At 72.4% G+C, this 14,197-nt stretch carries 13 protein-coding genes and 1 pseudogene; 13 read left to right on the top strand and 1 reads right to left on the bottom strand.

Annotation, left to right across the window (positions count from 1 at the left end; all coding sequences use genetic code 11):
* The first annotated feature begins 43 nt into the window (after window positions 1–43).
* The 8 genes and pseudogenes from lepB to AB0R04_RS27635 all read left to right on the top strand — a co-directional run bounded on the left by lepB (window position 44) and on the right by AB0R04_RS27635 (window position 7,719).
* Window positions 44–799: a signal peptidase I gene (gene lepB / locus AB0R04_RS27670; protein WP_363375895.1), complete on the top strand. Its 756-nt coding sequence runs from the start codon at window positions 44–46 to the stop codon at window positions 797–799.
* Between the two features lie 112 nt (window positions 800–911).
* Window positions 912–1,385, top strand: a complete 474-nt coding sequence (locus AB0R04_RS27665; RefSeq protein ID WP_363375893.1) for an NUDIX domain-containing protein — start codon at window positions 912–914, stop codon at window positions 1,383–1,385.
* Between the two features lie 55 nt (window positions 1,386–1,440).
* Window positions 1,441–1,767 (top strand): DUF2469 domain-containing protein, encoded by a 327-nt coding sequence (locus AB0R04_RS27660; RefSeq protein ID WP_030056781.1) that lies wholly within the window; start codon window positions 1,441–1,443, stop codon window positions 1,765–1,767.
* A gap of 252 nt (window positions 1,768–2,019) precedes the next feature.
* Entirely contained in the window at window positions 2,020–2,502 is a 483-nt protein-coding gene (locus AB0R04_RS27655) for a YraN family protein (protein WP_363375975.1), read from the top strand.
* Between the two features lies 1 nt (window position 2,503).
* Window positions 2,504–4,096, top strand: a pseudogene (locus AB0R04_RS27650) (YifB family Mg chelatase-like AAA ATPase); the annotation flags it as partial.
* 284 nt (window positions 4,097–4,380) lie between these two features.
* Window positions 4,381–5,547 (top strand): DNA-processing protein DprA, encoded by a 1,167-nt coding sequence (gene dprA / locus AB0R04_RS27645; RefSeq protein WP_363375890.1) that lies wholly within the window; start codon window positions 4,381–4,383, stop codon window positions 5,545–5,547.
* A 351-nt stretch (window positions 5,548–5,898) separates the two neighbouring features.
* On the top strand, window positions 5,899–6,849 hold the full coding sequence (whiG, locus tag AB0R04_RS27640; protein ID WP_363375887.1) for an RNA polymerase sigma factor WhiG: 951 nt from the start codon (window positions 5,899–5,901) through the stop codon (window positions 6,847–6,849).
* 285 nt (window positions 6,850–7,134) lie between these two features.
* On the top strand, window positions 7,135–7,719 hold the full coding sequence (locus AB0R04_RS27635; RefSeq protein WP_063351115.1) for a helix-turn-helix domain-containing protein: 585 nt from the start codon (window positions 7,135–7,137) through the stop codon (window positions 7,717–7,719).
* A 48-nt stretch (window positions 7,720–7,767) separates the two neighbouring features.
* Here AB0R04_RS27635 and AB0R04_RS27630 read toward each other — a convergent pair whose 3' ends face one another.
* Window positions 7,768–8,115: a M23 family metallopeptidase gene (locus tag AB0R04_RS27630; RefSeq protein ID WP_363375884.1), complete on the bottom strand. Its 348-nt coding sequence runs from the start codon at window positions 8,113–8,115 to the stop codon at window positions 7,768–7,770.
* A 932-nt stretch (window positions 8,116–9,047) separates the two neighbouring features.
* Between AB0R04_RS27630 and rpsB the strand changes: the two genes are divergently transcribed.
* The 5 genes from rpsB (at window position 9,048) to AB0R04_RS27605 (ending at window position 14,094) form a co-directional block, all read left to right on the top strand.
* The gene (gene rpsB, locus AB0R04_RS27625) at window positions 9,048–9,965 is read left to right on the top strand and encodes a 30S ribosomal protein S2 (protein ID WP_363375882.1); all 918 of its coding nucleotides are present in this window, start codon (window positions 9,048–9,050) and stop codon (window positions 9,963–9,965) included.
* 129 nt (window positions 9,966–10,094) lie between these two features.
* Window positions 10,095–10,934: a translation elongation factor Ts gene (gene tsf / locus AB0R04_RS27620; protein WP_063347667.1), complete on the top strand. Its 840-nt coding sequence runs from the start codon at window positions 10,095–10,097 to the stop codon at window positions 10,932–10,934.
* A gap of 261 nt (window positions 10,935–11,195) precedes the next feature.
* Window positions 11,196–11,960: a UMP kinase gene (pyrH, locus tag AB0R04_RS27615; RefSeq protein ID WP_063347666.1), complete on the top strand. Its 765-nt coding sequence runs from the start codon at window positions 11,196–11,198 to the stop codon at window positions 11,958–11,960.
* A gap of 98 nt (window positions 11,961–12,058) precedes the next feature.
* Entirely contained in the window at window positions 12,059–12,616 is a 558-nt protein-coding gene (gene frr / locus AB0R04_RS27610; protein WP_063347665.1) for a ribosome recycling factor, read from the top strand.
* A gap of 293 nt (window positions 12,617–12,909) precedes the next feature.
* A complete protein-coding gene (locus tag AB0R04_RS27605) occupies window positions 12,910–14,094 on the top strand; it encodes a phosphatidate cytidylyltransferase (RefSeq protein ID WP_107453025.1) in 1,185 nt (394 codons plus the stop codon).
* Window positions 14,095–14,197: the final 103 nt, after the last annotated feature.

Below are 14,197 nucleotides of genomic sequence, written 5' to 3'. Positions count from 1 at the left end.
GTGCCATTGGTGTTCTCCGGTCGGCCAGAGGTGGACGGTTTCGATGAGCGGTGTCGTTGAGCAGACGGCCGACCACCCGGCTTCGCCCGCCCGTCCGGGCCGCCGGCCCGCGGCGGTGCTGCAGGGCGTCGCGCTCGCGCTCGGGCTGGTGCTGATGATCGGCGGCTTCGCCTTGATCGCGATCGACTACCGGCCGTACAGCATCCCGACCGCCTCGATGTCCCCCACGCTTCGGATCGGGGACACCGTGCTCGCCCGGAAGATCGGCGGCGGGGCCGTCGGCCGGGGGGACGTGGTGGTCTTCCGGGACCAGGACTGGGGTGGCGAGCTCATGGTCAAGCGCGTGGTCGCGGTCGGCGGGGACACCGTCGCGGCCACCGGCAACGACCACCGGCTGACGGTCGACGGACAGGTGGTGGAGGAGCCGTACCTCGCGGCGCAGGGCCCGCAAGGCTCCTCGTTCAGTGTCACGGTGCCGCCGGGGCGGCTGTTCCTGCTCGGCGACAACCGGCTGGGCTCGCTCGACTCCCGCACCCACCTGGAGGTCGACGGCGGGACCGTCCCGGCCGGCGCGGTGGAGGCCAGGGTCGAGGCCACCCTGATGCCGTTCGGCAGGACGGGCGACCTCGGCCGGACCGCGGCCTTCGACGGGCTTCCCGGACCGAAGGCCGGTGCGCCCGGGCCGCTGCAACCGGCCGCCTTCGCGACCGTTGCGGGCGCGGCGCTGATCCTCGTGACTTCGGCGGTGGGCGGGGTGGCGGGCCTGGCCCGCCGGCTCAGCCGGGGGCGCAGCTCCTGATCGCGGTCGTCGCGGCCCGGGCCGCTCTGCCGAACATCGCCCCGGACGGCGGCGCCGGGTGGCAGGATCGGTAGCGCCACCGACGCGAACGGAAGGAGCGTGGAGCGCTGCCATGACGGCACAACGGCGCAGGGCGGCGCGGATCCTGCTGCTGGACGGGCAGGACCGCATCCTTCTCTTCCTGGGCTCCGACCCGGCGACGCCGGGGGAGGCGTGGTGGTTCACGCCCGGCGGCGGCTTGGAGCCCGGGGAGGACGTGCGGGAGGCCGCCGCGCGGGAACTCGCGGAGGAGACCGGCCTGCGGGGTGTGGACCTGGGGCCCTTGGTGGCGTACGGCACGGTGTCGTTCTCCTTTCAGGGACGGCGTTACGAGCAGGATCAGTGGTTCCATCTGGCTCGGACCACGGAGACGGGTCTCGACCACTCGGGGATGGGCGAGGAGGAACACGCCCAACTGCTCGCGGCGCGCTGGTGGACGGTCGAGGAGCTGAGGGGGACCGCCGAGACGGTCTACCCGGTCGGATTGGCGGACTTCCTGGAGCGACTGCTGGCCGAGGGCCCGCCGGTCGCCCCGGTACGGCTCTGAGCGTGGGTGCGGTGGTCCACAATGGGTGGACGTGACAAGTTGAGGGGACGCCTGGATGAGTGCCGAAGATCTCGAGAAGTACGAGACCGAGATGGAGCTCAAGCTCTACCGGGAGTACCGGGACGTCGTCGGCCTGTTCAAGTACGTGATCGAGACCGAGCGACGGTTCTACCTCACCAATGACTACGAGTTGCAGGTGCACTCGGTGCAGGGCGAGGTCTTCTTCGAGGTGTCGATGGCGGACGCGTGGGTCTGGGACATGTACCGGCCGGCCCGGTTCGTCCGTAAGGTCCGGGTGCTGACCTTCAAGGACGTGAACATCGAGGAACTCGCGAAGAGCGATCTGGAGCTGCCCTCGGACGAGTCCGGCTTCGGGAACTGACGTTGGACCGCTCGGACCCGCGTTGTCCAGCGGAATTTCGCGCGATCGGGGCGTCTCACTCCTGCGGGTGACAAAAGTTATCCACAGGCCCGAGTTATCCACAGGGAAACGGAAATTCCCGGCCTCGCCGTGCGCGACGGTGCAACCTCCACGTCGGAGGTGGTCACCGTGCAGAACACGATCACGCAGGACCAGGCCGTACCGGGTGCGGCCGTACTGGACCAGGCCTCAGCGGCCACAGCGGCCGGAGCCGTGCGGGACGGCACGAAGGACGGCACCGGGCCGGGCCCGGGTCGCAGTACCGGCGGTCGCAGTACCAACAACGGGCTCGGCCGCTACGGCGAGCGGGTCGCCGCCCGCCGTCTCACGGAGGCCGGGCTCCGCATCCTGGACCGCAACTGGCGCTGTGTCGAGGGCGAGTTGGACATCGTCGCCCTCGACGGCGACACCGTGGCGGTCTGCGAGGTGAAGACCCGCTCCGAGCGGGGCTTCCAACAACCCAGCGAGGCCATCGGCCAGGCCAAGGCCGCCCGGTTGCAACGCCTGGCGGAGCGCTGGATGGCCGAGCGCTGGCCCGGCCACTTCGCACGGCTGGCCGGTCCCGGGTACGACCCCGGGCCCACGGACCCGCACTGGCCGCCCGCTCCGCCCGGGGGCGTGCGGATCGACCTGGTGGCCGTGGTCAACCGGGCCCGGGGTGCGGCCCTGGTCGACCACCTGCGGGGGGTGGTCTGAGATGGCCTTCGCCCGTACCTGTTCCGTCGCGCTGGTCGGCGTCGACGGAGTGATCGTCGAGGTCCAGGCCGATCTGGAGCCAGGGGTGGCCGCGTTCACCCTGGTCGGCCTGCCCGACAAGGCGCTGTCCGAGGCCCGCGACCGGGTGCGCGCGGCCGTGGTCAACAGCGGTGAGGCCTGGCCGCAGCGCAAGCTGACCGTCGGGCTCAGCCCGGCCTCGGTGCCCAAGAGCGGCAGTGGCTTCGACCTCGCGGTGGCCTGCGCCGTCCTGGCCGCGGCCGAACGGCTCGACCCCTCCTCCATCGCCGAGCTGCTGATCATCGGCGAACTGGGGCTGGACGGCCGGGTGCGGCCGGTCCGCGGGGTGCTGCCGTCGGTGCTGGCCGCAGCCGACGCGGGATACCAGCGGGTCGTGGTCGCGGAGCAGACCGCGCCCGAGGCCTCGCTCGTCCCGGGCGTGACTGTGATCGGCGTCCGCAGCCTGCGGCAGCTGGTCGCCGTCCTGACCGGCGCGCCCGCGCCGGAGGAGCCGCCCGACCCGATCGCCGGCCGGCCGGATCCGCTGATGGCCGGCCTGATGCTGCCCAGCGCCGGCGTCCGAGGGCTGGTCGACGACAAGGCGGCGCGCCTCGATCTGGCCGACGTGGCCGGACAGTACGAGGCCCGGCGCGCCCTGGAGATCGCCGCTGCCGGCGGTCACCACCTGTATCTCAAGGGCCCACCGGGCGCGGGCAAGACGATGCTGGCGGAGCGGCTGCCCTCGCTGCTCCCGCCACTGACCCAGAAGGAGGCTCTGGAGGTCACCGCCGTGCACTCGGTGGCCGGGCTGCTCCCGGTCGGGCGCCCGCTCATCGACACGGCGCCGTACTGCGCCCCGCACCACTCCACGACGATGCCGGCGATCGTTGGCGGCGGCAGCGGCCTGCCGAGACCGGGGGCGGTCTCGCTGGCCCACCGGGGCGTGCTGTTCCTGGACGAGGCGCCGGAGTTTCCGGTCCGGGTGCTCGACTCGCTGCGCCAGCCGCTGGAGTCGGGCGAGGTGGTGATCGCCCGCTCGGCCGGTTCACTCCGGCTCCCGGCCAGGTTCCTGCTCTGCCTGGCCGCCAACCCCTGCCCGTGCGGCCGCCATTCACGGCGGGGTGAGGGGTGCGAGTGCACCCCTGCGATGGTCAGCCGCTACCAGGGGCGGCTCTCCGGGCCGCTGCTGGACCGGGTCGACCTCCAGGTCCAGGTCGCCCCGGTGACGAGGATCGAACTCATGGAGCGGGACACCACGGCGGAGAACACCGAGACCGTCGCGGCCCGGGTGCTGGCCGCGCGGGAACGGGCAGCGGCCCGGCTGGCGACCACCCCGTGGCGGACCAACGCGGAAGTCCCGGGCCACGAGCTGCGGACCCGCTGGCAGCTCGCCCCCGGCGCACTGAACGATGTCGCCCGCCAGTTGGAGCGCGGGCTGCTGACCGCCCGGGGCCTGGACCGGGTGCTCCGGGTCGCCTGGACGGTCGCCGACCTCGCCGGTCGTGACCGGCCGGACCAGCGGGACGTCCGCACCGCACTGGTCCTGCGCACCGGCGTCGAGCAGGGGCTGCCGCTGGCCGAGCGGGTCTACGGCCGACTCGGTGGCATCCCGGCCCAGCGCGTCGGCCCGGTCGACGAGCCGCCCGAAGGGCAGAGCCGGTCGGGCCGGTTCGAGAAGCCCGATCGTCCCGATTGTCCCGACCCGGAGAGCCCTGACCCGGAGAGTCCTGACCCGGAGAGTCCTGGTCCGCCGGACCGCCCCGATGCCCTTGGCCGGTCCACCCGGTCCGGCTCCGTCAAGCGGTCCGGGAAGCGCGACCAGCATCCGGCGGACGAGGGCGGTGAGGTATGAACCCGATGATGACGCACCTTCAGCCGCCCGGCCGGGCCGAGTCCGAGTCCGGTCCCGATCCGGAGCGCCTCGCCCGCGCGGTGCTCAGTCGGCTGAGCGAGCCCGGGGACGCGGTGGTCGGCCGGTGGCTCGGTCAGCTCTCCGCAGTCGACGCCGTCCGGGCGATCCGTGACGGGACGGTGCCCGCACACCCCGGGCTGGACGGGCCCCGGCTGGCCGGCTACCAGGCGAGACTCCCCGGTCTGGACCCGGCCGAGGACCTGGAACGGGTACGAGCCGTCGGTGGACGCTTCATCATTCCGGGGGACACGGAATGGCCCAGCCAACTGGACGATCTGGGCGACGGACGCCCGATCGGGCTCTGGACGATCGGCACGGGCTCGCTGCGGCTGCTCGCGCTCCGCTCGGTGGCGATGGTCGGCTCCCGGGCCTGCACGGCCTACGGCGCCCACGTCGCGGGGGAGCTGTCGGCCCAACTGGCCGAGCGAGGTTGGGTCGTGGTGTCCGGAGCCGCCTACGGGATCGACGCGGCCGCCCACCGAGGGGCGCTCTCCGTCGGCGGGATGACGATCGCGGTGCTCGCCTGTGGGGTCGACGTGGCCTACCCGAAAGGGAACGCCGAATTGATCCGGCGGATCGGCGCCCAGGGGCTGCTGGTCAGTGAACTCCCGCCCGGGGAACACCCGAACCGCTTCCGCTTCGTGCTCCGCAACCGGGTCATCGCGGCGCTCACCCGGGGCACGGTGGTGGTCGAGGCGGCGATGCGCAGCGGCGCGCTGAGCACGGCCAGACGGGCGCGGGACCTCAACCGCCACACCATGGGCGTCGCCGGCCCGGTGACCTCGGAACTCTCGGCCGGGGTGCACGCCCTGATCCGCAGCGGCGGCGCCACGCTGGTCACCGACTCCGCCGAGATCGCCGAACTGATCGGGGCGATCGGGGACGACCTGGCGCCGCAGCGCAGCGGCCCGGTCCTGCCCCGGGATCTGCTGGAGCCGGCGGTGGCCCGGGTGCTGGAGGCTGTCCCGGCGACGGCGGAGGGCGCGCCGATCGAGCGGTTGGCCCGGCAGTCCGGACTCCCGCCGGACGAAGTGCTGCAGCGGCTCTACGAGTTGGGCTCGCTCGGTTACGTCGAGCGGCACGGCGCGCACTGGCGCCTGGTGCGGAGGAGGTGACGGTCGGGACGAAGCGCACATCCGTGTCGTGGGGAGGGGCCGTGGGGAGGGAGTGTCGGAATCGCCCGGTTGACCTGCTGATCCGGTTCGTCCGTTCGCGTGCCCGGATCCGGTGACGTGAACGCCACCGGATCGGGGGACGACCGAGTGGCGGTAGCGCATTGCAGCGAGTCGGTCACGCTACGCTCCACATGCCTTCCCTATCAGCACATGACTCGGCAGAACGGCGCAGACCAACGCATGCCCACACACATTCCCGGACACAGAGTGACCGGTGGCGCCCGGTCCTCGGGAGGGCCGCGGACCGAGCGGCGCCCCGTGACTGAGTTCCCGCCCAAGGCGACGGGGACAATGGGGGGCCTGTCGCGCCAGGGCGGCCGGCCGACGGCGGTGCCGGGCCAGCCCGCCGACGCGGTCGGCGCCGCCACCGGCGACGGCGCAGCCCGCCCGATCACTGCCGGTGCCCTGCCGCCGGACGGCACCCCCCCGTCCGACCCGGAGCAGGGGCCGGGGCCGGGCGGTCCAGGCCCCGGAGCCCAGGGGCGCACCGCGCTCGAAGAGCTCTGGCGCTCCTACAAGGAGACCGGCGACCAGCGGCTGCGCGAGCAGCTGATCCTGCACTACTCGCCGCTCGTCAAGTACGTGGCGGGGCGGGTCGGGGTCGGCCTGCCCTCCAACGTCGAGCAGGCCGACTTCGTCTCCTCGGGGGTCTTCGGGCTGATCGACGCGATCGAGAAGTTCGACGTCGACCGCGCCATCAAGTTCGAGACCTACGCGATCAGCCGGATCCGCGGTGCGATCATCGACGAACTGCGTGCCCTGGACTGGATCCCGCGCTCGGTGCGGCAGAAGGCGAAGGCCGTCGAGCGGACGTACGCGACGTTGGAGGCCCGGCTGCGCCGTACGCCGCACGAGCCCGAGGTCGCGGCCGAGATGGGCATCGCGATCGAGGATCTGCATGCGATCTTCAGCCAGCTGTCCCTGGCCAACGTGGTGGCCCTGGACGAACTGCTGCACCCGGTGGGGGAGGGCGGCGACCGGCTGAGCCTGATGGACACCCTGGTGGACCACGGTGCCGACAACCCGGTCGAGGTGGCCGAGGACCGCGAGCTGCGCAGGCTGCTGGCCCAGGCGGTCAACACCCTCCCCGAGCGGGAGAAGACCGTGGTGACGCTCTACTACTACGAGGGCCTCACCCTCGCCGAGATCGGCCAGGTGCTGGGGGTGACGGAGAGCCGGGTGAGCCAGATCCACACCAAGTCCGTCCTCCAGCTGCGCGCCAAGCTGTCGGACATCCGGTAGCGCGGTCCGGGACCGTCCCGTCCCGGCCGACCTCCGGGTCGCGACCCCGGCCACGTTGCCGGTCCGCGCCTGCCCGGCCGCATCCCGGGCCGCACCTGCCCGGCCGCACCTGCCCGGCCGTAACCCTGGGCCGTTACTCCGGGCTGGATCCTCGGGTTGCGCGCCCGCTCGCACGCCTCGCCGCGCGCCTGCGCGCTCTCGCTCCCCGCTCAAATGCGCGGCGCCGTACCGGCCGCAGGTAGGGCTCCGTACAGTGGGAGCGTGCCGAAGATCCGAGCGGCCACGGTGGCCGAGCATCGCCAGCTGCAGCGTGCAGCCCTCCTTGACGCTGCCCGCACCCTGCTCACGGAGGGCGGCATGGAGGCGCTGACCTTCCCCGCGCTCGCTGCGCGCACCTCCTTGGCGCGCTCCTCGGTCTACGAGTACTTCCGCTCCCGGGCCGCCGTGGTCGAGGCGCTCTGCGAGGTGGACTTCCCGCTCTGGGCGGCCGAGATCGAGGCCGGGATGGAGAGCTGCGACAGCGCGGCCGACCGGATCGAGGCGTATGTCCGTGGCCAGCTGGCGTTGGCCGCAGACCCGCGCCACCGGGCGGTGGTGGCGATCTCCGCGCTCGAACTCGACGAGGCCGCGCGCGAGCGCATCCGGGCGGCGCACGGCAAGCTGGTCGGCCTGGTCGTCCGGGCCCTGGAGGATCTCGGTCACGCGCAGCCTCGGCTCGCTGCGGCGTTGCTTCAAGGGGTCGTGGAGGCGGCCGTGCGCCGGGCCGAGCAAGTGGCCGCGGGGGAGCGTGCCGGGTGCGCGGCCGAGCGCCCCGAGCTGATCGCGGACGCCGCCGTGGCCATGGCCCTGCACGGCCTCGACCGGGCCTGAGCCGCCGTCCGGCTCGGTTCGTTTGGTTCGTTCGGTTCATCTGATTCATCAGGTGCGCCCGGCGCCGCCCAGCGGCAGCAGCCGGGCCGCTCCCGCGCCGAACAGGGCCAGCGGGTCGAGGTAGCGCCCGCCGCGCAGCAGCCCCCAGTGCAGGCAGTCCCGTGCTGGGCAGTGCCGTCCGTCGGGGGCGAGCCGCCCGATCACCTGTCCGGCGCGCACCTCGGTGCCGACCGGGGCGGTGCCGGCGACGGGCAGGTAGGTGGTCCGCAAGGGGGGTGACCCCGAGCCGGGGTGGGTGACGGTCACCACTGGGCGCCCCGCCACCAGCCCGGAGAACGTGACCACCCCGGCGGCAGCCGCCCGCACCTCCGCCCCGGGCGCGGCGGCGAGGTCCACTCCCCGGTGTCCGGCGGCCCACGGCGTGGCCGGTGGCTCGAACCGCCCGAGCACCCCGCCGAGCCCGCCCACCGGCCAGGCCCGCGCACTGCCCGAACCGGTCCGGCCGCTCTCGCCGCCCCCGTCAGTACCTCCGCCGCCCCCGCTCGGACCTGGGCCGACACCCCCGCTGAGAGCGGCGCCCCGCCCCGCACCGCCCGAGACCAGTAGCACCAGTGCCGCCAGCACGGCGACCAGCCCCCGCAGCACACGAAACGAGCCCGGCCCCAACCGACCCAGCCCCAATCGGTCAAGCCTCAACCGGTCCGGCCCCGAGCAGGCCGGACCGGCGGCGGACGGAGCCGGGCATTCGGCGCGAGCGGTCATGCCCCGAGGCTTGCTGCGCGGCCGCCCCGGCGCCACCCACTTCCGGACTCCTGTGGACAAACCGCCCTCGTGGCCCGATCCCGTCCCTCCAGCGGGTGTACGGATGCCGCCATCCGGTGTACAAGCACCGCAGCAGCAGCACTCCCAAGGCCCGGCCGCCCCGCCTCGGCTCCGCCTCCGCCCAGCTCCCGCCAGCGCGGACCCGCCCGTCCAGGGCCCCCGCCAGTCGTGGAGTCGCCCGCCCCGCGGCGCTTCCCGTACACTTCACACGCGACCCGGTCCGCCGGGTCGACTTCGCACGCCCCGCCACCGGTGGACGGACGCGGCCCGGCCGCTGCCCCCGCCAGGTGCGAGTGCCGCTCGGTCCGCCGAGCCCGCCTGGTCCCCGGACCGTGCGGGTTCAAGCGGCTCGGCACGTTCGGGGCGTCAGGCGTGGCTGTCACCTGGCTGCCACGGACAAACCGAGCCTGACCCGGCCGGACGCACCGCGCGAGCGGGGAGCGCCACCGCGCGAACCCGCCGTCCGTTGCGCGACCGCCGGGCCGTAACACCTGAGGAGCACGGCTATGGCCGTCGTCACGATGCGGGAGCTGCTGGAGAGCGGCGTCCACTTCGGTCACCAGACCCGCCGTTGGAACCCGAAGATGAAGCGCTTCATCATCACGGAGCGCAACGGCATCTACATCATTGACCTCCTGCAGTCGCTGAACTACATCGACCGCGCCTTCGAGTTCATCAAGGAGACCGTTGCCCACGGCGGCAGCGTCCTCTTCGTCGGCACGAAGAAGCAGGCCCAGGAGGCCATCGCCGAGCAGGCCACCCGCGTGGGCATGCCCTACGTGAACCAGCGCTGGCTCGGCGGCATGCTGACCAACTTCTCGACCGTCTACAAGCGCCTGCAGCGCCTGAAGGAGCTCGGCGAGCTGGACTTCTCGGACGTGGCCGGTTCCGGCCTCACCAAGAAGGAGCTCCTGGTCCTCCAGCGCGAGCACGACAAGCTGGAGAAGACCCTCGGCGGTATCCGCGACATGCAGCGCGTTCCCAGCGCCGTGTGGATCGTGGACACCAAGAAGGAGCACATCGCGGTCGGCGAGGCCCGGAAGCTCAACATCCCGGTCGTCGCCATCCTCGACACCAACTGTGACCCCGACGAGGTCGACTACAAGATCCCGGGCAACGACGACGCGATCCGCTCCGTCACCCTGCTGACCCGCGTGATCGCCGACGCCGTGGCCGAGGGCCTGAAGTCCCGCGCCGGTGTCGCCAAGGGCGACGTCAAGGCCGAGCCGGGCGCCGACCAGCCGCTGGCCGACTGGGAGAAGGACCTCATCGAGGGCGAGAAGAAGGCCGAGGAGGCCCCCGCCGCCGCCGAGGCTCCGGCCGCTGAGGCCCCCGCCGCCGAGGCTGAGGCCGTCGAGGCCCCCGCCGCCGAGGCCCCCGCGGCCGAGGCTGAGGCCACCGAGGCGCCGGCCGAGCAGGCCTGACGTACCAAGGGTGAGGGGCACCCGCCGGTACGACACCGGTAGGTGCCCCTCTCTCCCGCGCCGGGACCGAATCATCGGTCCCGGCGTCTCCCCACGCAGACACGCGAGACGCGAGAAGAGATTCACACCATGGCGAACTTCACCGCCGCGGACGTCAAGAAGCTCCGTGAGCTCACCGGCGCCGGCATGATGGACTGCAAGAAGGCCCTGGACGAGGCCGAGGGCAACGTCGAGAAGGCCGTCGAGCTCCTGCGCATCAAGGGCCAGAAGGGCGTTGCCAAGCGCGAGGGCCGTGACGCCTCCAACGGCGCCGTCGCCGCGCTGATCGCCGAGGACAAGAAGTCCGGCGTTCTGGTCGAGCTGAACTGCGAGACCGACTTCGTCGCCAAGGGTGACAACTTCGTCAAGGTCGCCGACGCGATCGCGGCTCACGTGGCCAAGACCGCCCCGGCCGACCTGGATGCCGCCCTGGCGTCCGAGATCGAGGCCGGCAAGACCGTCCAGCAGTTCGTCGACGAGGCCAACGCGACCCTGGGCGAGAAGATCGTCTTCCGTCGCTTCGCCCAGTTCGACGGTGACGGCTTCGTCGCGGTCTACCTGCACAAGACCAGCCCCGACCTGCCGCCGGCCGTCGGCGTCCTGGTCGAGCTGGACAAGGAGAACGCCGAGGTCGCGAAGGACGTCGCGCAGCACATCGCCGCGTTCGCGCCGAAGTTCCTGTCCCGCGAGGAGATCCCGGCCGAGGACCTCGAGAACGAGCGCCGCGTCGCCGAGGCCACCGCGCGTGAGGAGGGCAAGCCCGAGGCTGCCCTGCCGAAGATCGTCGAGGGTCGCGTCACCGGCTTCGTCAAGGAGAACTCCGTCCTGGAGCAGGCCTTCGCGAAGGACAACAAGAAGACCGTCGCCAAGGTCCTCGAGGAGAACGGCGTCGCCCTCAAGCGCTTCGCCCGCTTCCGCGTCGGCGCCTGAGCCACGTTCCACCTGGTCCCCGGCACCCTTACGCTGGGAACCGCCCCCGCCCGTTGACCAGGGCGGGCGGAACGCCGAACGGGCTCACCCAGTGCCAACCGTCCACGGGCGGGCCGCGTCGGCACCATGAACGACGAGGAGGCCATTGCCGTGCAGGACACCGAACCGGTTCCCGCGGCAGTGGCCTCCTCTCGCGTACGCGCAGGCCGGGCATCCGCACACCCGCGCCTGTGAGCCAGTAGGTGCAAAAAGGAGAAGTCCATGCAGGAGACGCAGGAGACCGCGCAGGACCCCAAGGCCGGCTCGCGCCGCCGGGTGCTGCTCAAGCTGTCCGGTGAAGCCTTTGCCGGTGGTGGCGGACTCGGCGTCGACCCGGACGTCGTGCACGCGATCGCCCGGGAGATCGCCACCGTCGTCCGTGCCGGTACCGAGGTCGCGGTGGTCATCGGCGGCGGCAACTTCTTCCGGGGCGCCGAGCTGCAGGTCCGCGGCATGGACCGGGCGCGCTCCGACTACATGGGCATGCTCGGCACCGTGATGAACTGCCTGGCGCTGCAGGACTTCCTGGTCAAGGAAGGCATCGAGACCCGGGTCCAGACCGCGATCACCATGGGCCAGGTCGCCGAACCGTACCTGCCGCTGCGGGCCGTCCGGCACCTGGAGAAGGGCCGTGTGGTGATCTTCGGCGCCGGTATGGGCATGCCGTACTTCTCGACCGACACCACCGCCGTCCAGCGGGCCCTGGAGATCCACGCCGACGTCCTGCTGATGGGCAAGAACGGCGTGGACGGCGTCTACGACTCGGACCCCCGGACCAACCCGGACGCGGTGAAGTTCGACGCGCTGGAGTACTCCGAGGTCATCACGCGCGACCTCAAGGTCGCCGACCTCACCGCGATCACGCTGTGCAAGGACAACAACCTCCCGATGCTGGTCTTCGAGCTGCTGGCGGAGGGCAATATCGCGCGCGCGGTGAAGAGTGAGAAGATCGGCACACTCATCAGCCAGGATTCTGTCCGGGCCTGAGCAGCAATCAGCCGTACGGGACGGCGCCGTCGCCGTGACCGGCCTCGACGCCGACACCGGTCGGGACAATCGCAGATGAACCGGACAGGGAGATCACAGTGATCGAAGAGACCCTCCTCGAAGCCGAGGAGAAGATGGAGAAGGCCGTCGCCGTCGCCAAGGACGACTTCGCCGCCATCCGCACCGGCCGTGCCCACCCGGCGATGTTCGCCAAGATCGTCGCCGAGTACTACGGCACCGTGACGCCGATCAACCAGCTGGCCTCGTTCTCGGTGCCGGAGCCCCGGATGGCGGTCGTCTCGCCGTTCGACAAGACCGCGCTGAAGGCGATCGAGCAGGCGATCCGCGACTCCGACCTGGGCGTCAACCCGTCCAACGACGGCTCCCTCATCCGGGTGGTGCTGCCCGAGCTGACCGAGGAGCGCCGCCGGGAGTTCATCAAGGTGGCCCGGGGCAAGGGCGAGGACGCGAAGGTCTCGATCCGCGCGGTGCGCCGCAAGGCCAAGGACGCCATCGACAAGCTGGTCAAGGACGGCGAGGTCGGCGAGGACGACGGCCGCCGCGCCGAGAAGGAGCTCGACGACACCACGGCCAAGTACGTGGCCGCCGTCGACGAGCTGCTGAAGCACAAGGAAGCCGAGCTGCTCGAAGTCTGATGAACGACGCCCCTGACGCCCCTGGCTACTGGGGCCCGTCCGACCAGCAGTTCCAGCCCTACCGCCCGGCGCCGCAGCCCCGGCCGCAGGCTCCTCTGCAGCAGGCGCACCCGGCGCCGGGGTACGGCGAGTACCCGGTGCCGCCGCAGGCCCAGGGCTACCCCGGTCACCCGGGCGGCCGGGCCGCCCACCCGGGTGCGCCGGGCGGCGCGCCGGGTGGCCCCGGCCACCGTTCGGATCACTCGCAGCAGCCTCCGGTGTACTGGGGCGGCGACGCGGAGGAGACTCAGGTCATGCCTCCCGTACCGGCGGGCCCCGGCCCATTCCCCGGCGTGCCGGACCAGGGCCCGCCGGCGGGCTCCGGTCGGCCGGGTGACCCCGCCGCCGGTCAGTCCAGGGAGGCCGGTCGGCTGAGCGGCCCGCTGTTCCGGGACGACCGGTCCGAGGCGGCGGTGCCGGGTGTGACGGAGACGGTCGTGCTGCGCGCGATAACCGATGACGCCACCCCCGGCCGCGGCGCCCCGCCGCGCCCCGGTGCCCCGGTGCCTCCCGCGCCGCCGTCGACCTACCCGGCGGCCGGGCAGCCCCACTTCGTGCCGTCGTCCCATCCAGGGCAGGAGACACCCGTGGCCGCCCAGTCCGCCCCGCAGCCGCAGCCGCGCAAGCAGCGCGGTGGCCGTAACCTCCAGGCCGCGATAGGCGTGGGGGTCGGTCTCGGTGTGGTGATCATCGCCTCGCTGTTCGTGGTGAAGGCGCTGTTCCTGTTCGTCGTGATGGCCGCGGTGTCGGTCGGTATCTGGGAGCTGACCAGCCGGCTCGCCGAGCGCAAGCAGATCAAGGCGCCGCTGGTGCCGCTGGTCGCAGGCGGCATCGCCATGATCGCCACCGGCTACTGGGCCGGGGTGCAGTGGGCCGCGGCCTCGCTCGCGCTGACCGGGCTGGCGGTGATGGTCTGGCGGATGGCCGAGCCGCCGGAGGACTACCTGCGGGACATAACGGCCGGGGTGTTCACCGCCTTCTACGTGCCGTTCCTGGCCACCTTCGTGGCGTTGATGCTGGCGGCCGACGACGGTCCCCAGCGGATCGTGCTGTTCCTGATCGTCACGATCTGCAGCGACACGGGCGCCTACGCCGTGGGCTACAAGTTCGGCAAGACCAAGCTCGCCCCGACGATCAGCCCCGGCAAGACCCGTGAGGGCCTGGCCGGCGGCATCGGCCTGTCGATGCTGGCGGGCGCCGTGCTGATGGAGCTGATCATCGACGGCGGCAGCTGGTGGCAGGGCCTGATCCTGGGCGGCTGCGCGGCGGTCACCGCGACCCTGGGCGACCTGGGCGAGTCGATGATCAAACGAGACCTCGGCATCAAGGACATGGGCACGCTGCTGCCCGGCCACGGCGGCATCATGGACCGGCTGGACTCGCTCCTGCCGACCGCCCCGGTGGTCTGGCTGCTGCTGGCGGCCTTCGTCGGCAGTTAGGGCCTGTCCGGCCGTAGGACGCCTCAGAACCTGTCCTCCGGCCGCGAGCGGCGGAAGGGCCCCGGACGCCTGCGCGTCCGGGGCCCTCGCACGTCCTGGCCTG

Source organism: Kitasatospora sp. NPDC056731 (genome assembly GCF_040687675.1).
Lineage (GTDB): Bacteria > Actinomycetota > Actinomycetes > Streptomycetales > Streptomycetaceae > Kitasatospora.
This window is presented reverse-complemented; position numbering and strand designations above follow the sequence as displayed.

Coding starts and splice junctions, on each gene's coding strand:
- lepB (WP_363375895.1), top strand. CDS start 44: ATGAGCGGTGTCGTTGAGCAGACGGCCGACCACCCGGCTTCGCCCGCC.
- AB0R04_RS27665 (WP_363375893.1), top strand. CDS start 912: ATGACGGCACAACGGCGCAGGGCGGCGCGGATCCTGCTGCTGGACGGG.
- AB0R04_RS27660 (WP_030056781.1), top strand. CDS start 1,441: ATGAGTGCCGAAGATCTCGAGAAGTACGAGACCGAGATGGAGCTCAAG.
- dprA (WP_363375890.1), top strand. CDS start 4,381: ATGACGCACCTTCAGCCGCCCGGCCGGGCCGAGTCCGAGTCCGGTCCC.
- whiG (WP_363375887.1), top strand. CDS start 5,899: ATGGGGGGCCTGTCGCGCCAGGGCGGCCGGCCGACGGCGGTGCCGGGC.
- rpsB (WP_363375882.1), top strand. CDS start 9,048: ATGGCCGTCGTCACGATGCGGGAGCTGCTGGAGAGCGGCGTCCACTTC.
- tsf (WP_063347667.1), top strand. CDS start 10,095: ATGGCGAACTTCACCGCCGCGGACGTCAAGAAGCTCCGTGAGCTCACC.
- pyrH (WP_063347666.1), top strand. CDS start 11,196: ATGCAGGAGACGCAGGAGACCGCGCAGGACCCCAAGGCCGGCTCGCGC.
- AB0R04_RS27605 (WP_107453025.1), top strand. CDS start 12,910: ATGCCTCCCGTACCGGCGGGCCCCGGCCCATTCCCCGGCGTGCCGGAC.